Raw genomic sequence first — 19,278 nt, 5'->3', positions numbered from 1 at the left:
AAAAAAAGACACGGGAAGACCGGCATGGATTTCAGGCAGCTCAGGCAGTTCGTGGTTCTGGCCACGGAATTGAACTATCGCAAGGCGGCCGCCCGGCTGCACATGACCCAGCCTCCGCTCAGCGTCGCCATCAAGCGGCTCGAAACCGAGATCGGCGCGGACCTCTTCGAGCGGGACCGCCTGGGCGTGCGCCTCACCGTCGCTGGCGGCGCCTTTCTGCGCGAAGCGAAGCGCCTGCTGGAAGGCGCCGACGCCGCACTGCAGGCCGCACGCGATGCGGCCGAAGGACGCATGGGTACGCTGCGGGTATGCGCGGTGCCCAGCGCCGCGTTGAACCTGCTGCCGCGCATCCTGCCCGAATTCGCACAGCGCTTTCCGCACATACGCCTGCGACTGACCAGCGGCAGCACCGTCGGCATCCTGGCGGGACTGCAGCGCGGCGAGCTGGACGCGGCATTCCTGGTGCCGCCCGCGTCCGGGGTGCCGGGCATCGCAATCACGGCCTTGAGGCGGGAGAGGCTGACGCTGGCCGTGCCTGCCGGCCATCGGATGGCGGGCATGAATAGCGCCAGGCTCTCGGACCTGGCGGACGAAACGCTGGTGACCCTGGCGCACTCCGACAGCCCGGGATTCGCGGGAGAGATCGTCGCGGCCTGCCAGCGTGCGGGATTCCATCCCCGAGTCCTGCAGGAATCGTCCCACGCCCTCATCAGCCTGCCGCTCATCGCCGCGGGCCTGGGCGTCGCCATCGTCCCGGCGGCGCTGCGCCGGATCGCCATCGACAACGTGGCTTATGTGGACCTCATGGACGTGGCCGGCGCGCCCTTGACCTACGCCATGGCGCTGGCGGCGCCCGCCGAGTCCATGAATCCGGCGGTCCGCTGGTTCATCGACATGGCCCACGAGGTGCTGGGCGCGCAATCAGCCTGAGGCCCCCCGGGGCTTACTGCGCCGGTCGCGAAAGAATGCCCGCCCACTTTTTCTGTTCAGCCACGACCCGCTGCTCGAACGCCGCCTGCGATCCATCCACGGGTTCGCTGCCGCGCGCGTAGATCTTGTCCTGCACAGACGGGCTTTTTGCCACCGCGGCGATGGCCGTGTTCAGGCGCGCAACCACATCGGCCGGCGTGCCTTTGGGAACGGCAATGCCCGACAGCGATCCGCCTTCCACGTCCTTGCCCAGCACCTCCTTGACCGTAGGAATGTCAGGCAGGTTGGCCAGGCGTCGCGACGAAGTCACCGCGTAGGGCCGAATCTGCTTGGCCTCGACGAATCCCACCGCGGTGACGGCGGAAACGGCCGTCAGATCCGTGTTGCGGCTCATCACCGCCGTCATGGACTCCGATCCGCTCTTGTAAGGCACATGCAGCATCCTCACTCCGGTCGCCTGTTGCAGCAGCTCCAGGACTTGATAGTTGTCGGAACCTTCACCCGCCGTCGAAAACGCGATCTTGTCGGCCTGCGCCGATGCGGCCTTGATGATTTCCGGCAGCGACGCATACGGGCTGTCCGCGCCCACGGCCAGCACCGTGGGCGTATTGGCCAGCATGGCGACGTAGGTGAAGTCCTGGTTCGGATCGTAGGGCAGCTTCTTGTAGATCAACGGATTGACCGCGACCATGCCGTTGGTGATCACCAGCAGCGTGTAGCCGTCGGCGGGCGACTTCGCCACCGCGCCCGCGGCGATGGAACCGCCCGCGCCGCCGCGGTTCTCCACCACCACCGGCTGGCCCAGTTCGCGCGTCAGCCCCTCGGCGAAGACCCGCGCCGTGGTGTCGGTCACGCCGCCCGCGCCGAACGGCACGATCAGGCGTATGGGCTGGTCGGGATATGGCCCCGCCCATGCCGCAGCCGGAAGCATTACACCCAACACAGCCGCCATGCAGCGGCGCAATCCCTTGTTCATCGCGTTATCTCCATTTTTTTGAGGATTTCAAGAAGCCGTCGTTCCAGGTCCGGGGCCAGCGGCGCCAGCGGCGCGCGCAGATGGCCGCTGTCCAGGCCGCGCAAGCGCAGGCCTGCGGCCACCGTCCGCGGCAGACCGTGGTCCATGAGAAAGTTCAAGAGATCGATCTGGCGGCCGAACCACTCGTCCGCGCCACGCGCGTCGCCGGCCATGGCGCAGCGATACAGGTTCAGGGCGAATGACGCGCTGACGTTGGCCGACGCCGTGCACCAGCCCGCCGCCCCCTCCGCGAACCCGGTCCGCGCCATGCAATTCAGGCCGATGTACACCGCTGTCCGGTCCGGGCAGGCCGCGCGCAGCCGCGCGATCTTGGTCGGATCCGGACTGCTTTCCTTGATCATGGTGACGTTGGGCAGCTCGGCCAGCCGGGCCAGGAACTCCACGGGCAGGTCCATGCCCGTGGTGAACGGATTGTTGTAGACCATCACCGGTGTGGAGACCGATACGCAGACCTCGCGGTAGTAGGCGTGGATTTCGTCCTGGGTCAGCTTCCAGTAGGTGCTGGGCAATAGCTGCAAGGCTGCGGCGCCCGCGCGTTCGGCGTAGCGCGCGTGGCGCACCGTGCTGGCGGTACTCAGGCTGGACACGCCCGCGAGCACGGGCAGCCGCCCGCGCGCCGCCTGGATAACGGTGTCGATGACGGCCTCGCGCTCGCCGTCGTCCAGGTAAGGCAGGCAGCCGACGCTGCCCAGCGGCGCCAGCGCATGCACGCCCTCGCCGATCAGGCGCTCTACGTGCGCTTCCAAGAGCGCGTGGTCCACCCGCCCGCGTTCATCGCAAGGCGTCAGCAGGTAGCCGATGATTCCCTTCAAGTGCATCGCTCGTTCTCCATGTCCGCTTGCAGTCTAGGGAGGCCGCCCCGGCCGGTCCAATACCTATTTCCAGGGCGCCTGATAGCTCCCGCCCGCGCTGCCGCGCGGGCGAATCTTGTATCCAGTAATTCCCGCGCAAGGCCGATAGACTTTCCCGGCCACTCACCAAGGAGCAAGCCATGAGCAGCAATGACGTTCTCGACCACGCGCAGGCCCACCACATGCCGGAGTACCGCAGGCCGGAGGACATGGAATGGGAAATGGGCCGGTTCAAGAACAAGACGAAGTTCCTCTTCCGCACGCGGGCAGAACGCCCCACCGAACCCAACGCGGGATTTCTGCGCTATGAACCGGGCGCGGGCTTCCGTCTGCACAAGCATGACTTCGCCCAGGTCTGGTACGTGATCGAAGGGGAATTCAACATGGGCGGAAAGATGTACGGCCCCGGCACCGTGGTGTTCCATCCGGACCCGCACATCGAGGAGGCCCTCAGCACCGAGACGGGCGGCACCTTGTTCTTCGTCCAGTATCAGGGTCCCACGACCGGCGGCCGGCCGGTGTACGAAGGCCGCATGAACATCAAGGGCGAGCCGCCCGCGATCACCGCGCAGGATCTGGAGCACTGATACGCGGTTCCCCGGGCGGCAGCCAGGACTGGCAGCCGCCCACGGCAGGACTGTCAAGACCGGCCCGCCCACCAAGAAATAGAACATTCCAAGGAGACAACCCTCATGCACGCACGATTTCTGCGCGCCAGCCTCGCGTCGTTGACGTTTTCGCTTGCCGCTCAGGCTCAGGCCCAGGCAGTAGTCGACTGGCCCGAGCGCCCCATCACGCTGGTCGTGCCGTTCGGCGCCGGCGGCATCACCGACCTCACCGCCCGCACCGTGGCCAAACAGCTGCAGGCCGAGCTCGGCAAGCCGGTAGTCGTGGAGAACAAGCCCGGCGCCGGCGGCAACATCGCCGCCGACATCGTGGCCCGGGCCAAGCCCGACGGCTACACGTTGATGGTGATCACCAACGGCATGGTCGCGGTCAATCCGCTCATCCACAAGCAGCTGAACTACGACGCGCTCAAGGATTTCGCCTACGTCTCCATGATCGCCAATACACCGCTGGCCCTGGTCGTGCCCCAAAGCTCGCCGATCCAGGACCTGCCGGCGCTGGTGGCGCGGGCCCGCAGCCGGCCGGATGCCGTCTCCTTCGCCAGCGCCGGACAAGGCACCTCGATACACCAGGTATTCGCCCTGATGCAGCAGCAGACCGGCGCCACGCTCATGCACGTGCCCTACAAGAGCGGCGCGGAAGCCGCCACCGCCCTGCTTTCGGGGGTGGTGGACGTGACGGCGGTCGAGACCGTGGTGGTCGGGCCGTTCATCCAGTCCGGAAGGATGCGCGCGCTGGGCGTGACCTCGGCACAACGGGTGTCGAACCTGGCTGACGTGCCCGCGGCCCGCGAAGCCCTGGGCGGCGATTTCGATGTAGGCTCGATATCCGGACTGGTAGCCCCCGCCGCCACGCCGCAGAGCATCCTCGACAAGCTGGAACAGGCGATGCAGGCGGTGGCGCAAAGCGAGGGCATGGCGCAGCTCCATGCGCAAGGCAGCCAGCCCATGCCTGCGGGATCGCAGGTCTTTCTGGAGCGCATGCGCCAGGAACAGCAGAAGTGGCGGCTGGTATTCTCCGCGGAGCCCGGGAAGTAGCCCGCGGAGAATAGCCGCAGCCGTCAAGAACAGGGGAGTCGGGCCATGGATCGCATATATCCCGCCGCGGAAGAACTGGTGCAGCATCTGGTGGAGTCGATCTCCGCGAAGATCTTCAATGGCGCCTACGCGCCTGGGCAGAAGCTGCGGCAGGAGACCCTGGCAGAAGAATACGACGTCAGCCGCACGCCGGTGCGCGAAGCGTTCCGGCAGCTGGAGACCAAGGGCCTGATCGTGCAGCAGCCGCGCTACGGCGCCACGGTGGTGGCGCCGACCCTCAAGGACATAGGCGCGAATTACTGGCTGCGTGGCGAACTGGAGGGCATGGCGGCCGAGCTGGCGGCGCGCTGGATATCCGACGCCGATCTGCAAAGACTGCAGGCCGCGCACGCCGAATGCGCCGAGGCGGTCGCCGCGCTGTATGCCGAGGTCAACGCCGGCGGCGCGGCCGCGCCGCGCCAGGCCGCCGCGCCCATGCGGCATTGGGTGGTCAAGAACCATGAGTTCCATGCCCTGATCTTCCGCGCCGCCGGCAATCCGTCGCTGGAGCGCATCATCAAGGACCTGCACACGGACTACACCAAGAACATCCTCAACATGACCGTGCTGGGCATGTACGAGACCCGCATGAAGAAGAACGTCGAACATCATGCCACCATCGTCGAGGCGCTGACGGCGCGCGACACCGCAGCGTCGCGCGCAGCCATGCGCACGCATATCCATGAGTCCGGCGAGTTCGTGGTGGACTGGCTGCAAAAGCGTCCCGCAGGCCGCAAGCCGCCACGGTAGCTGCGCCCTCGATTCGGCCGAAAGCCACGTGCTACCATGCCGGCGGAAGGGCGCAACGCAGACGCCAGGGACACGGATCAGCCTGGCCACCCGCAAGCCGTGGAGCGCCTGCCGACCCGCACAGGAAGCGACACGGATTCGAGCATGAGCGAGACCAGGAACACGTCTAGATCCTCGATCGAGATTTCGGAAGAAATTCTGCGGCGGATCAGGAACGGGCAATACCTGCCCGGCGATGCCTTGAGCCAATACGAGCTGGCGACCGAGTTCGAAACCAGCCGCACCCCGATCCGCGAAGCCTTGCGGTTTCTCGAAGCGCGGCGCGCCATCACGCTGACCAGTACCGGCCGCGCCGTGGTCACCGTGCCATCCATCCGCGCCATCCGCGAAGCCTTCCAGATCCGCGCCGAACTCGAAGGGCTGGCCGCGCAACTGGCGGTGGACTGGATCGACGACCATGACCTGGAACTGCTGGCGCAGCACCAAAAGCACTACGCCGATGCCCTGCGTTCGCGCGTGCGCAGCGAAAGCGGTTCCGACTGGCTGAAGTTCAACGCCAAATTCCACAGCCTGATCACCCAGGCCAGCCACAACGAACGTCTGCACGAGCTGGTCGCCGAGTTGCAGGGCAGCATCGTTTCCAACGTGCTGGGGTTCGCCTCGAAGATGCCGCCCCGCCTGATGGAAGAGAACATCAAGCAGCACGAGGACATCATCGCGGCGCTGACCCTGCGCAATGGCCCCGCCGCTCGCGAAGCGATGGCCACGCACATATCCCGGACGACCGAACTCGTCATCGAATGGATGGAGTCGCGGCGCTAGCCAGCTTTGCGCCGCTCGCGCCTTGCGGCTTCCCATAGGGACGCATCAACACGCCGCACGCCGCCGCGACCAATCCCAGTCCCGCCAGATACAGCACGATGAACCGCGGCGATCCTCCGCCCAGGGACAGCAGGTACGTCGCCACCAACGGCGCGGTGCCACCGCCTATCGCCCCACCTATCTGCACGGCCAGCGAGATGCCGGTATAGCGGACGTCCGGCGGGAACATGCTGGAAAAGAGGCTGGATTCCTGCGCATACATCGCGGCGTATACCAAGCCGAACGCCACCAGCATCGCGATGTTCGTGTGATAGGCCGTCTTCTCATCCAGCAGCGAGAAGAACGTCGCGCTGAACAGCGAGATTCCCAGCGCGCCGGCGATGAATATCGCCCGCTTGCTGATCATGTCGCCCAGCAGCCCGAACAGCGGGATGGTGAACAAGGCCCCGACCGCTCCCCAAATGACACCCGTCAAGATGGTTTCACGCGGCAGCCCCAGCGTACCCACGGCATAGGTCAATGAGAACGTCGCCAGCGTATAGAACCAGGTCTTTTCGGAGATGCAGGCCACCAGCGCGGTCAACACGGGAACCTTGTGCTCTCGGAGCACCGTCTTCAAGGGCAGCGCGTCCTGTTTCGGCTGGGCCTGCGCCTGCTTGAATTCCGGCGATTCGCTGACTTTGGCCCGGATGTACCAACCGACCAGCAGCAGGAACACGCTTGCAAGGAATGGCAGCCGCCAGCCCCAGCTCAACATGTCCGCCTCCGGCAACCTGGAGACCGCGCCCATCGCCAGCGACGAGAGGATCAGGCCGGGCGCGACCCCGACCTGCGGCAGGCTGCCGAACAGGCCCTTCTTGCCTTCGGGCGCGTGCTCCACCGCCATCAGCACGGCTCCGCCCCACTCGCCGCCCACCGCCAGGCCTTGCAGGAAACGGAAGAAGACCAGGGCCACCGCGCCCCAGTAGCCGATCGTCTCATAGCTGGGCGTAAGTCCGATCAGGATGGTGGGCACGCCCATCAGCATCAGGCTGATCATCAGCATCGACTTGCGGCCGACGCGGTCGCCGAAATGCCCGAAGACGATGCCGCCCAGCGGGCGCGCAATGAAACCGACGGCATAGGTTCCAAAGGCCGCCAGCGTCCCGCTGATGGGATCGATCGCGGGAAAGTAGATCTTGTTGAAAATCAGCGCAGCCGCAATGCCGTAAAGAAAGAAGTCATACCACTCGATGGTGGTCCCGATCATGCTGGACAGTCCCGCGGTCACGTAATGCTTCTTCGAGCGCGAGGACGGCTGTTGTGAGATGGCGTTCATCCCGGTCTCCCTTGTTTTCTTTTTTTGCGCCCGACTACACGGCGGTGGTCTCTTCCGCCAGGCTCTTGCGCTCGCTGACGTTGAAGCGGCCTTCGTAGATCGCGCCCTGGCGGGTGTGCGGGCCGACGTACTGCACGTACAGGATCGTGCCGGCCTCGATGGTTTCCAGCTTGCTTTCGAAATGGGGATCCGGATGGAAGATCATCGAACCCTTGCCGTGGAGCTTGCCTTCGATGAGGAACTTGCCGTCCAGGATGTACCAGATCTGCGCGAAGTAATGGTTGTGCAGCGGGTGTCCCGATCCCTTTTCGTAGCGCACGATGCCGGCGTTCGGAATGGTCGGATCCTCCGCCGTCGGATGGAACATCATCTTCGCGAACTGGCCTTCGTAGCGCAGGTTGGTCCACTCGAGGTCGTCCTCGTGGCGGGCGCGCATGCCCTGATGGTCCTCGGTCAGCGGACCGCCGCGGCCGCCCTCGTTGATGATCTGCTTGCCTGTGATGGTGTCGATGCTGCTCATGTGCTGTCCGTCCTGAAGAAAGAAAAGTGACAAACACAAATGGGATCCCATTTGCATAAAACGGGATCCTATTGATCTCATGCCAAAGCGGCTACTGGGTTTAACCCTTAGATTCAGCGGGAGAGATGGCGAGCGGAAGAAACGCCGAGAGCCGCAGGCCGCGGCGGGTTGGAACGGGGCGCGGCGCGGCCCTTGCGCCTATGCAAGGCTACGGTTGCGAAACGCCCTGGCCGCCGGCAGGCGCCAGGGCATGGGACGGACTCAGAGCAGGTCCAGCCACTGCTCCATCGCCTGGCGCGCGACGTGTTCAAGCTGCGGACCATAACGCCGCGCGTCCTCGCGGATGACCGCGGGATCGATCTGGCGCAGGCTGAGTTCGCAGGCATGGCCGATCAGCCAACGCTCGATCTGCGCGGAATCCGCCTCCAGGTGGAACTGCAGGCCCAGTATCCTGGGTCCCAGCGCGAACGCCTGGTTCGGAAAACCCGGCGTTTCGGCCAGGCGCGCCGCGCCTTCGGGGATGGCGAACTGGTCCCCATGCCAATGCAGCACAGGCACGGACTCGACCGCGCTCAGCACGGAATCCTGCCCTTGCGGCGTAAGCGTCAACGGCGCATAGCCGATCTCGGCGCGGCCGGTGGACACCACGTCCGCGCCCAGCGCCGCCGCCATGAGTTGCGCGCCCAGACAGATGCCCAGGGTCGGTTTGTCCTGGCGCAGACGCTGCGCGATGGCGCGCAGCTCCTGCTCCAGGAAGGGATAGCGGCCGGTTTCATAGACGCCGATGGGGCCGCCCAGGATCACGACGAGGTCAGCGTTGGCCAGGGTGGCGGCGTCAATGGCGTCGACGCCGGCCTCCAGGTATCGCACGCTATAGCCGCGATCAGCCAGGACCGGCGCCAATATGCCCAGGTCTTCAAAGGGAACGTGGCGGATCGCCAAAGCGCTGAGGCTCATTCCAGGGACTCCTATTGCGGGCTCGGATGGCGGTCCAGCCCGCCCAGCAAGCCTTCGGGGGTTGAGACGAACAGGTTTTCCGACGCCAGCAGCCGTATGCCTTGCGGCGTGCTTTCCAGCAGGCGCCGTTCGCCTTCGGCAACCTGCAAGCTGAGCTGATAGCCGTCCTTGGCCGGCAGGCGCGCCGCGATGTCGCGGCTGTCGTCCAGCGCGGACGCCGCAGTGGACTCGAAATGGCCGATCAGGCGGCCGTCACGCTTGATGATGAGTCGGTACACCGGCATGCGCGCTACTCCTGGGAGCCGGACGCGCGCGATTCCGCGCCGTTGTCGGTCGGCCAGTAGTAGGAATCGGGCGTGTTGCGCGCGCCGAAGATGGCTTGACCGACGCGGACCACCGTGGCCCCTTCCTCGATGGCGATCTCGTAATCGCCCGACATGCCCATGGACAAATCATCCAGGCCGATGCCCGCCGGCGCGTCCTGGCGCAATTGGTCGCGCAGCGTGCGCAACAGCACGAAGCACTCGCGCACGCGCGCGGCTTCGGCCGAGAACAGCGCCAGGGTCATCAGGCCGCGCACCCGCAGTCCCGAGAATGCAGGCAGTTCGCGCAGGAAGGCCGCGGTCTCGTCCGGCTGCAACCCATACTTGCTGGCTTCGCCCGAGGTGTTGACCTGCACGAACACGTCCAGCTGGCGGCCTTCCGCTTGCAGCCGGCGGTCCAGCGCTTCGGCGACCCGCAGGCTGTCGAGCGCCTGGAACTCGGCCGCATAGCGGGCCACGAGCTTGGCCTTGTTGGTTTGCAGGTGGCCGATGACAGACCATCGCAGATCGGTCAGGTCGGCCATGGCTTCCCATTTCCTCGACACTTCCTGCAGCTTGTTCTCCCCCAGATAGCGGCAGCCGGCCTCGTAGGCCAGCCGAATGCGCGCTTCCTCCACCGTCTTGCTCACGGGCAGCAGCCGCACCGCGGCCGGATCGCGGCCGGCGCGGCGCGCAGCATCGGCGATGCGTCCGTTGACCGTGGCCAGATTGCGGCGAAAGTCCTCGACCGACTGCGCCTGCGGCCAGCGGCCATGCTGGTCATGCTGTGTCTGGGTGTCCTTGTCTTGCCCAGGGTCTTGCTCGCTCATGCCTGAACCTCGCGGAGGAACAACGGCAGGCGTTTTCCATTACGCTTATGCCGTCTGAAGTTTTGTCATAGGTCAATATTATCACGCCGGCGCGAAGCCGGCTGATGCTACGCGTTGGCGGCCAGCCACTCGCGCGGTGAAACCCCCATCCGCTGCCGGAACGCCTTGGACAGGGACGAGGCGCTGGCAAACCCCAGTTCCGCCGCCACCAGCTTGACCGCGCGGCCAGACCGCATCATGGACGCCGCAAGGCTCAGGCGCCAGTCGGTCAGGTAGGCCGCAGGCGTGGCGCCGGTAGCGTCCTTGAAGGCTGCCGCAAAGGCGCTGCGCGACATGCCCGCCATCGCCGCCATCCTGGCCAGGGACCAGTCTTCATACGGCGAGCGGTGCAACGCCACCAGCGCCCTGGCCAGACGGGGATCCGACAGGCCCATCACCAGGCCGCTGGTCACGCCCACCTCCTCCGGATGGTCGAGTATCCACCGGAGCAGCTGGATCAGGACCACCTCGAACAGGCGGTCGGCCAACAGGCGCGAGCCGCAGCGCACGTGATCCGCCTCGGCGAACAGCAGGTCCAGCGCGGGCCGCAAGCCTTCGACCGCGTCCAGCGGGATCCGCACCACGGACGGCAAGGACTGGACGATGGGATTGCGTTCGCCGCCGTCGAAATCCAACGCCGCGCAGGTGAAATCGGAACCGTCCCGCGGCGGGTTCACGAACTCGTGATGCACGGCGCGCGGGTAGAACAGCAGGGTCGGCTCGGCCAGGCGCAGGCGTGGCGTGGCGGTCTCGCCCGGCCGATGCCGTACCTCCATCTCGCCCCGGCGCAGCACGTGCAGAAAGCCGCGTCCCGGCACGGCTTCGAAGGCCTGGGTGCCGCATAGCGCACCGGTGTGGAACAGCGTGGCACGCACCCGGAAACGGTCCAGCAGCGCCGACAGCCGGTCAACCTGGAGAGGAAGAGGATCGCTCATATCTTGGACGAAATGACAATTTTTCAGGATTAAAAAACACCTTGCGTCCAGGCATTCTACGTACGATTTCTCCAGCCCGTCCGAAACCGGCGGCCTTTTTTTCATTTCCAGGAGTTACCGACATGTCCCGAGTCCCTCTTATCGATGCCAGCAGCGCCAGCGCGGACCGCAAGGCGCTGCTCACGCAGATCCACGGCGCCTTTGGCGCAACGCCGAACATGTTCAGGGCCGTGGCCAATTCGCCGGCGGCGCTGCAGAGCATGTGGGGCGCCTTCGGCGCGCTGGGCGGCGGCGTCATTCCCGCCAAGCTGGGCGAACAGATCGCGGTGGCGGTAGCCGACCGCAACGCTTGCGAATACTGCCTTGCGGCCCATACGGCCCTGGGCCGCAAGGCCGGCGCCAGCGCCGAAGAAATGGCGGCCGCGCAAGGCGGCGACGCCGCTGATCCCAAGACCGCCGCGGCGCTGCGCTTTGCGCTCAAGCTGGTGGAAGCGCGCGGGCAAGTAAGCGACGGTGACGTGCAGGCCGTGCGCGCGGCAGGCTACAGCGACCAGGAGATCGTCGAGATTCTGGCGCACGTTGCGCTCAACCTGTTCACCAACTACGTCAACGTGGCGTTTGCCGTGCCGGTGGATTTCCCGGCCGTGAAACTGCGCCGCGCCGCGTAGCAAGGCAACCGCGGCCGGCGGCGCGTGATTGCTCCGCCGGCCGCCTCACAGGAGTCTTCTGATGCCACGATCCGACACCCACACCGACGTACTGCCCCCGCCCTTGCAAGCGGACGAATGGCTGAATGCGGATGGTCCCATCGACCTCGCCGCCCTGCGCGGCAAGGTCGTGCTGCTGCATGCGTTCCAGATGCTATGCCCCGGGTGCCTGTCGCATGGGCTGCCCCAAGCCGAACGCGTGCACCGGCTGTTCCGCGGCCAGGATGTCGCGGTCATCGGCCTGCATACCGTGTTCGAACACCACGACGTCATGGGTCCGGCCGCGTTGCGGGCCTTCAATCACGAGTACCGCTGGAGCTTTCCCATCGGCATCGACCGGCCAGCGGCGGCGAGCTCCATCCCAATGACCATGCAAGCCTACGGCTTGCGCGGCACGCCCAGCCTGGTCCTGTTGGACCGCCAGGGACGCGTGCGCTTGCAGCACTTTGGCAGCATCGAAGACCTGGCCCTGGGCGCGGCCATCGGCAGGCTGCTGGCGGAGCACGATGCTCCTGCGGAACATGCGGCCGCATCAGATGATCCCGCCCGCGGCGAGTGCAACGCGGAAAGCTGCCCCGCGCCGCGTCCGCAATAGGCGCCGCGGGCCCAGCCCGTGCGGCTATGGCTGGACCTGGGTGCGCAGCGCGCGCACCAGACAGGCCGCCTGCTCCTCGGTACCCACGGAAATGCGCAGGTATTGCTCCACGCGCGGCCGCGGAAAATGGCGCACCAGTATTTTCGCGTCCCGCAGGCCGGCCGCGAGCGACCGCGCGTCGAAACGCGGATGGCGGACGAACAGAAAGTTCGCCTGTGACGGCAAGACGTCGAAGCCCATCAGCCGCAAATGCGCGCAGAGCAAGGTACGGGTGCCGATGATGGCCTGCCGCGTCTCCTCGAAATAGGCACGGTCCTGAAACGCCGCTGCGGCGCCCGCCTGGGCCAGCCGCCCGAGCGGATAGGAATTGAAGCTGTTCTTCACCCGCTCCAGCGCGGCGATCAACGGCGCCTGTCCCATGGCGAACCCCACGCGCAGGCCGGCCAGCGCCCTGGACTTCGACAGCGTCTGAACCACCAGCAGATTAGGATATTGCTCCACCAACGCAATGGCGGATTGCCCGCCGAAGTCCACATAGGCCTCGTCCACCAGCACCAGCCGGCGAGGCTGGATCTCCAGCAGCCGCTGCACGCGATCCAGCGGCAGGCACTCTCCCGTGGGCGCGTTCGGGTTGGCGATCACAATGCCGGCTATGCCGGCATCCGCGGCGCCCAGCGCCGCGAATCCGTCCAGGTCCAGCCTCAAGCGCTCGTCCACCGCGATCTGCGCGCAGCGTATGCCGAACAGGCGGCAATACACCTCATAAAAGCCGTAGGTCACGTCCGCCATCAGCAAGGGCTGAACACCGTGCTGGAAGAACGCGCAGAACGCCAGCGCCAGCACTTCGTCGGAACCGTTGCCGGCGAAGACTTGCTCCAGCGGCACTCCGTGGTACTGCGCGATGGCCGCGCGCAAATGCGCGGCCTGCGGGTCCGGATAGCGCTCCAGGCCATCGGCAGCCGCCGCGGCGATGGCCGCTATCGCGGCCGGTGACGGCGGATAGGGATTCTCGTTGGTGTTGAGCTTGATCCATCCGTTGCCTGGAGCCTGCTCTCCAGGCACATAGGGCGACAAGGTTTCAACGCGCGGGCTGTGTAGGGAAACCATGTTGTTGCGGCAGCGGCCTCTCGGTAAGCGATCGACGGGATTCTTACTGTGAATTTTGTCCTATGCCATACTACACTATGATTCAGGACAATAGCCGCCATCACGCACAGCCGCGAGTTTCATGTCGACCTCTCTTTCCCTGTTTGTCCAACGCATCGCGCCCAAGCGCTGGCTGACGCGTTGCGCCGGCCGGCTGGCCTCATGCCGCCAGCCATGGGTAGCCCAGCCGCTGATACGCGGCTACGCCAAGTGGTACGGCATCGATCTGAACGAAGCGCTGCACGCCGACCCGAAGGCCTATGCCAGCTTCAATGCCTTCTTCACGCGCGCGCTGCGCCCGGGCGCGCGCAAGCTGGCCGATGCGGACTGGACCAGCCCCGCGGACGGCACCGTCAGCCAGTTCGGCCGCATCAGCCTGGGACAGCTGATCCAGGCCAAGCAGCGCCGATACAGCGCGGCCGCGCTGCTGGCCGATGCGGACCTGGCGCGCGCGTTGGGAGGCGGCTGGTTCACCACGATCTACCTGAGTCCGCGCGACTATCACCGGGTGCACATGCCCTGCGAGGGACGCCTGCTGGGCATGCGCCATGTGCCAGGGACGCTGTACTCCGTCCGGCCGGACATCGTGCAGGGCATGGATGGCCTGCTGGCGCGCAATGAGCGGCTGGTTTGCTGGTTCGAGCATCCCCTCCATGGCGTCTACGCCATGGTGCTGGTGGGGGCCGCCATCGTCGGCAGCATCGCCACGGCCTGGCATGGCCAAGTGGCGCCGCATGGCCGGCGCATCCAGCAATGGGACTACGGCAGCCTGGCTCCCTTGCGCTTGCCGCAAGGCGCCGAGATGGGACATTTCCAGTTGGGGTCGACCGTGGTGGTGCTGATGCCGGGCAGCGCCTGGCGCTTCCATCCCGGCTGGAAGACAGGGCGCGCCGTCAGATTGGGACAAGCCATGGCCGACCGGCGTTGACCCCGGCCGTGGCTAGAGCATGCTTTCCCGGATATCCCGCGCCAGCTTGCGGCACTGGCCGGGTTCGATCGCCGAGATGGTGATGCGCAGGCCCCTGACCGGCTCCTGGACCCCGAAGGCATCGCCGTGGCGCACCAGCCAGCCGCGATGGGCCAGAGCCAGCGCAACCGCCTGGTCGTCGGTATCCAGCGGCACCCACAGGTTCAAGCCGTCGCCGTCCGCGGCGCACGGCACGCCTTGCTCCAGCAAGGCGCTTTCCAGGGCCTTGCGCCGCTGCGCGTAATCCTTGCGGGCCTGGGCCATCTGCTTGGCCACCTCGGGCCGGCCCAGCGTGGCCTCGACCATGTCCTGCAGCAGATGGCTGACCCAGCTGGTGCCGGAAGCCAGCCGCAGGCGCAACTGGCGCGACGTCGCCGCATCGCTGGCCACCATGGCCAAGCGCACATCGGGACCCAGCGTCTTGGAGAACGAGCGCACCAGCGCCCACCGCTGCGTTCCCGCAGGCAACACCGAGTGGTATTCCTTGCCCGACAGCAAAGCGTAGTGGTCGTCCACGATGACCATGGCATGGGGATACTTGGCCAGCACCCGCGCCAGCGCCTTCGCCCGCTTTTCGCTCAGGCTGCAGCCCGTGGGGTTGTGGGCGCGCGGCGTCAGGATCACGGCCTGCGCGCCCTTGGCCAGCGCCGCTTCCAGCGCTGCCGCCTGCATGCCTTCGGCGTCGACCTGCACGCCCAGCGCCTGCAGGCCGGCGATGCGCAGCATGTTGATGCTGCTCAGGAAGCAGGGATTCTCCACCGCCACCTTATCCCCAGCCACCAGGTGCGAGCTGAGCAGCCGTTCGATGGCGTCCACCGCGCCGTGGGTCAGGTTGATCTCGAAAGGCGACGGGCAGTCTCGCGCGAACCAGGCGCGGGCATAGCTTTCCAGCCCCGCGTTGACTGTGGGTTCGCCATAGAGACGCGGCTGATAGGGCCGGATGGCGAGGGCGGCGCTCAGATCCGGCAGCCAGGCCGGATTGGGATTGCCGCTGGCCAGGTCGGCCAACGGCGAGTCCGACAGCGCGCCTTCCTGTTCGCCCGGGCCGGACTGGTCGCGGATGATGGTGCCCAGGCGGCCTTGGGTCAGCGCGATGCCCGCCGTCACCAACCGCTTGTAGGCCGCGGCAACCGTATTACGGTTGATATCCAGTTCGACCGCCAGATCGCGCACCGGCGGCAATGCCTGGCCCGGCGGCAGCTGGCCCGATTGAGCCAGCCCGCGCACGCAATCGAAGATCTCAGCGGCGGTCTTTCCTTGTATTTTCATAGCGTCCTAAGACAATTCCGTTCCTGGCACGGACAGCGGCCGGGCCGCGTCAAGTCAATGGGGCCGACTCCCGGCCGGGCCGACTCCTGGCCGGGCCAACTCCTGGCCGGGCCAACTCCCCGCGTAAGTTTGACATGGATTCCCGGTCCGCATAAAGCGTGCCTACCGCACGCAATCCACGTAATAGCGCAGGTTTCCGTCCGCGTCGCGCAGCTCCACGAAGCCATGGATGTCCGTGCCGAACCCGGGACACTCCCGGTTCAGCTCGCGCGAGAACTTCAGGTAATCGACGATGGTCCGGTTGAATGCCTCGCCCGGGACCAGCAAAGGTATGCCCGGGGGATAGGGTGTGATCAGGCTGGTGGTGATGCGGCCTTCCAGATGGTCGATCTCCACCCTCTCGGTGCGCCGCTGGGCGATGCAGGCATAGGCATCGCAGGGCTTCATCGCGGGAGTGACGTCGGTCAGGTACATGTCCGTGGTCAGCCGGGCGATGTCATGCCTGGCATAGGTCGCATGAACATGCTGGCACAGATCGCGCAAGCCAATGTTCTCGTAGCGGGGATACTTGCGGCAGAACTCCGGCAGGATCCGCCACATGGGCTGGTTGCGCCCGTAGTCGTCCTTGAATTGCTGCAACGCCGTCAGGAGCGAACTCCAGCGGCCCTTGGTGATCCCTATCGTGAACATGATGAAGAAGCTGTACAGCCCGGTCTTCTCCACGATCACGCCATGCTCGGCCAGGAACTTGGTGACGATGGAGGCCGGAATGCCGCTGTCCGCGAAGTTGCCATCCAGGTCCAGCCCGGGCGTCACGATGGTGGACTTGATCGGATCCAGCATGTTGAAACCATCCGCCAGCGCGCCGAATCCGTGCCAGGACGAATCGCCATCGCCGCCGCGGATGATCCAGTCCTCGGGCGAGCCTATGCCCTCCGGCGCCAGCGTCTCCGGCCCCCAGACCTTGAACCACCAGTCGCCGTCGGCGAAATGCGTGCCGACCTCCTGCATCGCACGCCGGAAGTCCAAGGCCTCGGCGATGCTCTCCTCCACCAGCACCGTTCCGCCGGGCGGCTCCATCATGGCCGCCGCCACGTCGCAGCTGGCAATGATGGCGTACTGGGGACTGGTGCTGGTATGCATCAGATAGGCTTCGTTGAAAAGATGCCGGTCCAGCTGCCGCGTCAGGGAGTCCTGCGCCAGCACGTGGCTGGCCTGGCTGATCCCGGCCAGCAGCTTGTGCGTGGATTGCGTGGAGAAAACCAGTGATTCCCTGGGCCGCGCGCGCTGCTTGCCCATGCAGTGGTAGGCGCCATAGAACGGATGGAACACCGCATGCGGCATCCAGGCTTCGTCAAAGTGCAAGGCGTCCACGTAGCCATCCAGCGCCGCCTTGATCTCCTCGGTCTGGTAGATGATGCCGTCGTAGGTCGACTGCGTCAGCGCCATCACCCGCGGGCGGACCTCATCGGCGTCCAGGTGCTTGAGCAGCGGATGGGCGCGGATCTTCTCGCGGATCGCCTGGACGTCGAACTCGCTGCGCGGAATCGGACCGATGATGCCGAAATGGTTGCGCGTGGGACGCAGGAAGACGGGAATCGCCCCCGTCATGACGATGCTGTGCAGGATGGACTTGTGGCAGTTGCGGTCCACCAGCACCACGTCGCCCGGCGCCACCATGTGGTGCCACACGATCTTGTTGCTGGTGCTGGTCCCGTTCGTCACGAAATAGCAGTGGTCCGCATTGAAGATGCGCGCGGCATTGCGCTCGCTCGCGCCGATGGCGCCATTGTGGTCCAGCAGCTGCCCCAGTTCCTCCACCGCATTGCAGACGTCCGCGCGCAACATGTTCTCGCCGAAGAACTGATGGAACATCTGGCCCACCGGACTTTTCAGGAACGCCACGCCGCCCGAATGGCCCGGGCAGTGCCAGGAATAGGAACCGTCCTCGGCGTAGTCCAGCAACGCCTTCAGGAACGGCGGCTTGACGCCTTCCAGATAGGCCCGGGCCTCGCGGATCAAATGTCGCGCCACGAATTCCGGCGTGTCCTCGTACATATGGATCACGCCCTGCAGTTCGCGCAGGATGTCGTTCGGAATGTGCCGCGCGGTCTTGGTTTCGCCGTACACGTAGATCGGCACGTCGGCATTGCGCCGCCGCACTTCGCTGATGAACTCCCGCAACGCCAGCAGCGCAGGCGCAACCCCCTCTCCATGGGCGAGTTCCTCGTCGTCGATGGACAGGATGAAGGCGCTGGCGCGGCTCTGCTGCTGCGCGAACAGGCTGAGATCGCCGTAACTGGTCGTTCCCAGCACATCGAAGCCCTCGGCCTTGATGGCCTCGGCCAATACCCGGATGCTCAGGCCGGACGTGTTTTCCGAGCGGAAGTCCTCGTCGATGATGACGATGGGAAACTGGAACTGCATTGCTGTCCTCTGTCTATGGGTTGCCGCTTGCGCTTTAGTATGTACTCGAACATAATTATATCTGTCCTAGGACAAAACAAACGGCGCGGTGGCAGAGTGGCTATGCAGCAGGATTGCAAATCCGCAGAGGTTGGTTCGATTCCAGCCCGCGCCTCCAGTTTTCCTGGCCGCGGGCGCGGCGCGCTAGACCGCGTGATCGCGCAGATGCTCGCGCAACGCGTCAGCGAATGAAAGCGCGATAACCGAAGACGGCCAATGTTCGGGCCATACCAGGCTGAGGTCGAACGAGGCGCCCGGCTCCAGCGGCCGCAGTTGATCCAGTCCGCCCGGAATGCGCGCGGCGGTCAACCGGTCTACCAGCGCGATGCCCACGCCGCGCATCACCAGCTCCATCGCCACCGAGGTCCAGAACACCTGCACGCGCCGCCGCGCGTAGACCTTCTGCTGCTCCAGCAGCGCTTCCAGCCAGAAGCGGGTGTGGTCCAGGTTGTCGTAGATGATGAGATCGCGGCCTGCCAGTTGTTCCACGCGGATGGTGTCGAACTTTTCCAGAGGGTCGCCGGGAGGAATGGCGCAATATAGCTGCAGGCTCACCAGCGGCTCGGCCACGACGCCCGGATGCTGCCCCCCGTAGAAGCACACGCCCATATCCACCTGGCGCGCCGCCACCCATTCGACGATGCGCGCCGAACTGCGCGTCTGCAAAGCCACGGAGATATTCGGCCGGTCCGCCATGAAACTGGCGAGCACGTCCGGCATGACGGTCAAGGACAGCAAGGGCAAGGACGCGACGGTCAGGTGGCCCTGCTTTTCGCTGCCCAGGTCCTTGATGAAGCTATCCAGCTGCGAAAGGCCAGAAAAAAGCCGGTCGACCTGGCCGTAAAGCGCCCGGCCTTCGGGCGTGGGCAGCAGACGCCCGCCCTTGCGCACGAACAGGGCCACGCCCACGCGGCGCTCCAGCTGGGCGATGTACTTGCTGGCCGCGGGCTGTGAAATCAGCAGCACCTGCGCCGCCCGCGACACCGAGCCTTCGCGCATCACCGCCCTGAAGATCTCTATCTCTCGCACGTTCATGCGCAGACTATAACTATTTAGCTATAGACATGGCAATTATTGGTATTAGGCAGTTATGTAGATTGTTCCTAGGATGAACGCTCGACTTTCATCCAGGACC

General features: G+C 65.7%; 20 protein-coding genes and 1 tRNA gene. 9 read left to right on the top strand and 12 right to left on the bottom strand.

Features of this window, described 5'->3' with window-relative positions; genetic code table 11:
- Nucleotides 1-24 precede the first annotated feature (24 nt).
- Nucleotides 25-930, top strand: coding sequence for a LysR family transcriptional regulator (locus tag IAG39_RS03695; RefSeq protein WP_118931543.1), 906 nt, complete (start codon nt 25-27; stop codon nt 928-930).
- Nucleotides 931-943: 13 nt separating this feature from the next.
- On the opposite strand, the gene IAG39_RS03690 is transcribed toward IAG39_RS03695, so the two are convergent.
- Nucleotides 944-1,906, bottom strand: coding sequence for a Bug family tripartite tricarboxylate transporter substrate binding protein (locus tag IAG39_RS03690; protein ID WP_059373848.1), 963 nt, complete (start codon nt 1,904-1,906; stop codon nt 944-946).
- Nucleotides 1,903-2,784 (bottom strand): dihydrodipicolinate synthase family protein, encoded by an 882-nt coding sequence (locus IAG39_RS03685; RefSeq protein ID WP_059373849.1) that lies wholly within the window; start codon nt 2,782-2,784, stop codon nt 1,903-1,905. The genes IAG39_RS03690 and IAG39_RS03685 overlap by 4 nt, the downstream gene beginning before the upstream one ends.
- Before the next feature lie 173 nt (nt 2,785-2,957).
- On the opposite strand from IAG39_RS03685, the gene IAG39_RS03680 reads away from it, so the two are divergent.
- The 4 genes from IAG39_RS03680 (at nt 2,958) to IAG39_RS03665 (ending at nt 6,092) form a co-directional block, all read left to right on the top strand.
- Nucleotides 2,958-3,404 (top strand): cupin domain-containing protein, encoded by a 447-nt coding sequence (locus tag IAG39_RS03680; RefSeq protein WP_118931542.1) that lies wholly within the window; start codon nt 2,958-2,960, stop codon nt 3,402-3,404.
- 105 nt (nt 3,405-3,509) lie between these two features.
- The gene (locus tag IAG39_RS03675) at nt 3,510-4,481 is read left to right on the top strand and encodes a tripartite tricarboxylate transporter substrate binding protein (protein ID WP_118931541.1); all 972 of its coding nucleotides are present in this window, start codon (nt 3,510-3,512) and stop codon (nt 4,479-4,481) included.
- Between the two features lie 45 nt (nt 4,482-4,526).
- Entirely contained in the window at nt 4,527-5,270 is a 744-nt protein-coding gene (locus tag IAG39_RS03670; RefSeq protein WP_118931540.1) for a GntR family transcriptional regulator, read from the top strand.
- A gap of 144 nt (nt 5,271-5,414) precedes the next feature.
- Nucleotides 5,415-6,092: a GntR family transcriptional regulator gene (locus tag IAG39_RS03665; protein WP_059373853.1), complete on the top strand. Its 678-nt coding sequence runs from the start codon at nt 5,415-5,417 to the stop codon at nt 6,090-6,092.
- Here the strand turns inward: IAG39_RS03665 and IAG39_RS03660 are convergent.
- From IAG39_RS03660 to IAG39_RS03635, 6 genes are all read right to left on the bottom strand, one after another.
- Complete coding sequence (locus IAG39_RS03660; RefSeq protein WP_118931539.1) at nt 6,064-7,410, bottom strand: MFS transporter; 1,347 nt, start codon at nt 7,408-7,410, stop codon at nt 6,064-6,066. The genes IAG39_RS03665 and IAG39_RS03660 overlap by 29 nt on opposite strands.
- 34 nt (nt 7,411-7,444) lie before the next feature.
- Nucleotides 7,445-7,930, bottom strand: coding sequence for a cupin domain-containing protein (locus IAG39_RS03655; protein ID WP_059373854.1), 486 nt, complete (start codon nt 7,928-7,930; stop codon nt 7,445-7,447).
- Nucleotides 7,931-8,191: 261 nt separating this feature from the next.
- A complete protein-coding gene (locus IAG39_RS03650; protein ID WP_059373855.1) occupies nt 8,192-8,887 on the bottom strand; it encodes a glutamine amidotransferase in 696 nt (231 codons plus the stop codon).
- An 11-nt stretch (nt 8,888-8,898) separates the two neighbouring features.
- On the bottom strand, nt 8,899-9,171 hold the full coding sequence (locus IAG39_RS03645) for a hypothetical protein (RefSeq protein WP_054452121.1): 273 nt from the start codon (nt 9,169-9,171) through the stop codon (nt 8,899-8,901).
- 5 nt (nt 9,172-9,176) lie between these two features.
- Nucleotides 9,177-10,019, bottom strand: a complete 843-nt coding sequence (locus IAG39_RS03640; protein WP_118931538.1) for a YggS family pyridoxal phosphate-dependent enzyme — start codon at nt 10,017-10,019, stop codon at nt 9,177-9,179.
- 107 nt (nt 10,020-10,126) lie between these two features.
- Entirely contained in the window at nt 10,127-10,993 is an 867-nt protein-coding gene (locus IAG39_RS03635) for an AraC family transcriptional regulator (protein WP_059373857.1), read from the bottom strand.
- A gap of 122 nt (nt 10,994-11,115) precedes the next feature.
- Here IAG39_RS03635 and IAG39_RS03630 point away from each other — a divergent pair, with 122 nt between their 5' ends.
- Nucleotides 11,116-11,661: a carboxymuconolactone decarboxylase family protein gene (locus IAG39_RS03630; RefSeq protein ID WP_118931537.1), complete on the top strand. Its 546-nt coding sequence runs from the start codon at nt 11,116-11,118 to the stop codon at nt 11,659-11,661.
- A 61-nt stretch (nt 11,662-11,722) separates the two neighbouring features.
- Nucleotides 11,723-12,295, top strand: a complete 573-nt coding sequence (locus IAG39_RS03625) for a redoxin domain-containing protein (protein ID WP_118931536.1) — start codon at nt 11,723-11,725, stop codon at nt 12,293-12,295.
- Nucleotides 12,296-12,319: 24 nt separating this feature from the next.
- Here IAG39_RS03625 and hisC read toward each other — a convergent pair whose 3' ends face one another.
- A complete protein-coding gene (gene hisC, locus IAG39_RS03620) occupies nt 12,320-13,402 on the bottom strand; it encodes a histidinol-phosphate transaminase (protein ID WP_118931535.1) in 1,083 nt (360 codons plus the stop codon).
- Between the two features lie 121 nt (nt 13,403-13,523).
- On the opposite strand from hisC, the gene asd reads away from it, so the two are divergent.
- Nucleotides 13,524-14,369, top strand: coding sequence for an archaetidylserine decarboxylase (asd, locus tag IAG39_RS03615; protein ID WP_118931534.1), 846 nt, complete (start codon nt 13,524-13,526; stop codon nt 14,367-14,369).
- A gap of 12 nt (nt 14,370-14,381) precedes the next feature.
- Here the strand turns inward: asd and ptsJ are convergent, their stop codons facing one another.
- Together ptsJ and IAG39_RS03605 are read right to left on the bottom strand one after the other, a co-directional pair.
- Nucleotides 14,382-15,677: a transcriptional regulator PtsJ gene (ptsJ, locus tag IAG39_RS03610; RefSeq protein ID WP_118931533.1), complete on the bottom strand. Its 1,296-nt coding sequence runs from the start codon at nt 15,675-15,677 to the stop codon at nt 14,382-14,384.
- A gap of 162 nt (nt 15,678-15,839) precedes the next feature.
- Entirely contained in the window at nt 15,840-18,104 is a 2,265-nt protein-coding gene (locus tag IAG39_RS03605; protein WP_118931532.1) for an Orn/Lys/Arg decarboxylase N-terminal domain-containing protein, read from the bottom strand.
- A gap of 82 nt (nt 18,105-18,186) precedes the next feature.
- Between IAG39_RS03605 and IAG39_RS03600 the strand changes: the two genes are divergently transcribed.
- Nucleotides 18,187-18,261 (top strand) — tRNA-Cys (locus IAG39_RS03600).
- Between the two features lie 26 nt (nt 18,262-18,287).
- Here IAG39_RS03600 and IAG39_RS03595 read toward each other — a convergent pair.
- A complete protein-coding gene (locus IAG39_RS03595; RefSeq protein ID WP_118931531.1) occupies nt 18,288-19,178 on the bottom strand; it encodes a LysR family transcriptional regulator in 891 nt (296 codons plus the stop codon).
- Nucleotides 19,179-19,278: the final 100 nt, after the last annotated feature.

The organism is Achromobacter xylosoxidans, assembly GCF_014490035.1.
Classification (GTDB): domain Bacteria; phylum Pseudomonadota; class Gammaproteobacteria; order Burkholderiales; family Burkholderiaceae_B; genus Achromobacter; species Achromobacter bronchisepticus_A.
This window is presented reverse-complemented; position numbering and strand designations above follow the sequence as displayed.

Excerpts from the sequence above, each read along its gene's own strand:
- IAG39_RS03695 (WP_118931543.1), top strand. The coding sequence starts at position 25 with ATGGATTTCAGGCAGCTCAGGCAGTTCGTGGTTCTGGCCACGGAATTG.
- IAG39_RS03690 (WP_059373848.1), bottom strand. The coding sequence starts at position 1,906 with ATGAACAAGGGATTGCGCCGCTGCATGGCGGCTGTGTTGGGTGTAATG.
- IAG39_RS03685 (WP_059373849.1), bottom strand. The coding sequence starts at position 2,784 with ATGCACTTGAAGGGAATCATCGGCTACCTGCTGACGCCTTGCGATGAA.
- IAG39_RS03680 (WP_118931542.1), top strand. The coding sequence starts at position 2,958 with ATGAGCAGCAATGACGTTCTCGACCACGCGCAGGCCCACCACATGCCG.
- IAG39_RS03675 (WP_118931541.1), top strand. The coding sequence starts at position 3,510 with ATGCACGCACGATTTCTGCGCGCCAGCCTCGCGTCGTTGACGTTTTCG.
- IAG39_RS03670 (WP_118931540.1), top strand. The coding sequence starts at position 4,527 with ATGGATCGCATATATCCCGCCGCGGAAGAACTGGTGCAGCATCTGGTG.
- IAG39_RS03665 (WP_059373853.1), top strand. The coding sequence starts at position 5,415 with ATGAGCGAGACCAGGAACACGTCTAGATCCTCGATCGAGATTTCGGAA.
- IAG39_RS03660 (WP_118931539.1), bottom strand. The coding sequence starts at position 7,410 with ATGAACGCCATCTCACAACAGCCGTCCTCGCGCTCGAAGAAGCATTAC.
- IAG39_RS03655 (WP_059373854.1), bottom strand. The coding sequence starts at position 7,930 with ATGAGCAGCATCGACACCATCACAGGCAAGCAGATCATCAACGAGGGC.
- IAG39_RS03650 (WP_059373855.1), bottom strand. The coding sequence starts at position 8,887 with ATGAGCCTCAGCGCTTTGGCGATCCGCCACGTTCCCTTTGAAGACCTG.
- IAG39_RS03645 (WP_054452121.1), bottom strand. The coding sequence starts at position 9,171 with ATGCCGGTGTACCGACTCATCATCAAGCGTGACGGCCGCCTGATCGGC.
- IAG39_RS03640 (WP_118931538.1), bottom strand. The coding sequence starts at position 10,019 with ATGAGCGAGCAAGACCCTGGGCAAGACAAGGACACCCAGACACAGCAT.
- IAG39_RS03635 (WP_059373857.1), bottom strand. The coding sequence starts at position 10,993 with ATGAGCGATCCTCTTCCTCTCCAGGTTGACCGGCTGTCGGCGCTGCTG.
- IAG39_RS03630 (WP_118931537.1), top strand. The coding sequence starts at position 11,116 with ATGTCCCGAGTCCCTCTTATCGATGCCAGCAGCGCCAGCGCGGACCGC.
- IAG39_RS03625 (WP_118931536.1), top strand. The coding sequence starts at position 11,723 with ATGCCACGATCCGACACCCACACCGACGTACTGCCCCCGCCCTTGCAA.
- hisC (WP_118931535.1), bottom strand. The coding sequence starts at position 13,402 with ATGGTTTCCCTACACAGCCCGCGCGTTGAAACCTTGTCGCCCTATGTG.
- asd (WP_118931534.1), top strand. The coding sequence starts at position 13,524 with ATGTCGACCTCTCTTTCCCTGTTTGTCCAACGCATCGCGCCCAAGCGC.
- ptsJ (WP_118931533.1), bottom strand. The coding sequence starts at position 15,677 with ATGAAAATACAAGGAAAGACCGCCGCTGAGATCTTCGATTGCGTGCGC.
- IAG39_RS03605 (WP_118931532.1), bottom strand. The coding sequence starts at position 18,104 with ATGCAGTTCCAGTTTCCCATCGTCATCATCGACGAGGACTTCCGCTCG.
- IAG39_RS03595 (WP_118931531.1), bottom strand. The coding sequence starts at position 19,178 with ATGAACGTGCGAGAGATAGAGATCTTCAGGGCGGTGATGCGCGAAGGC.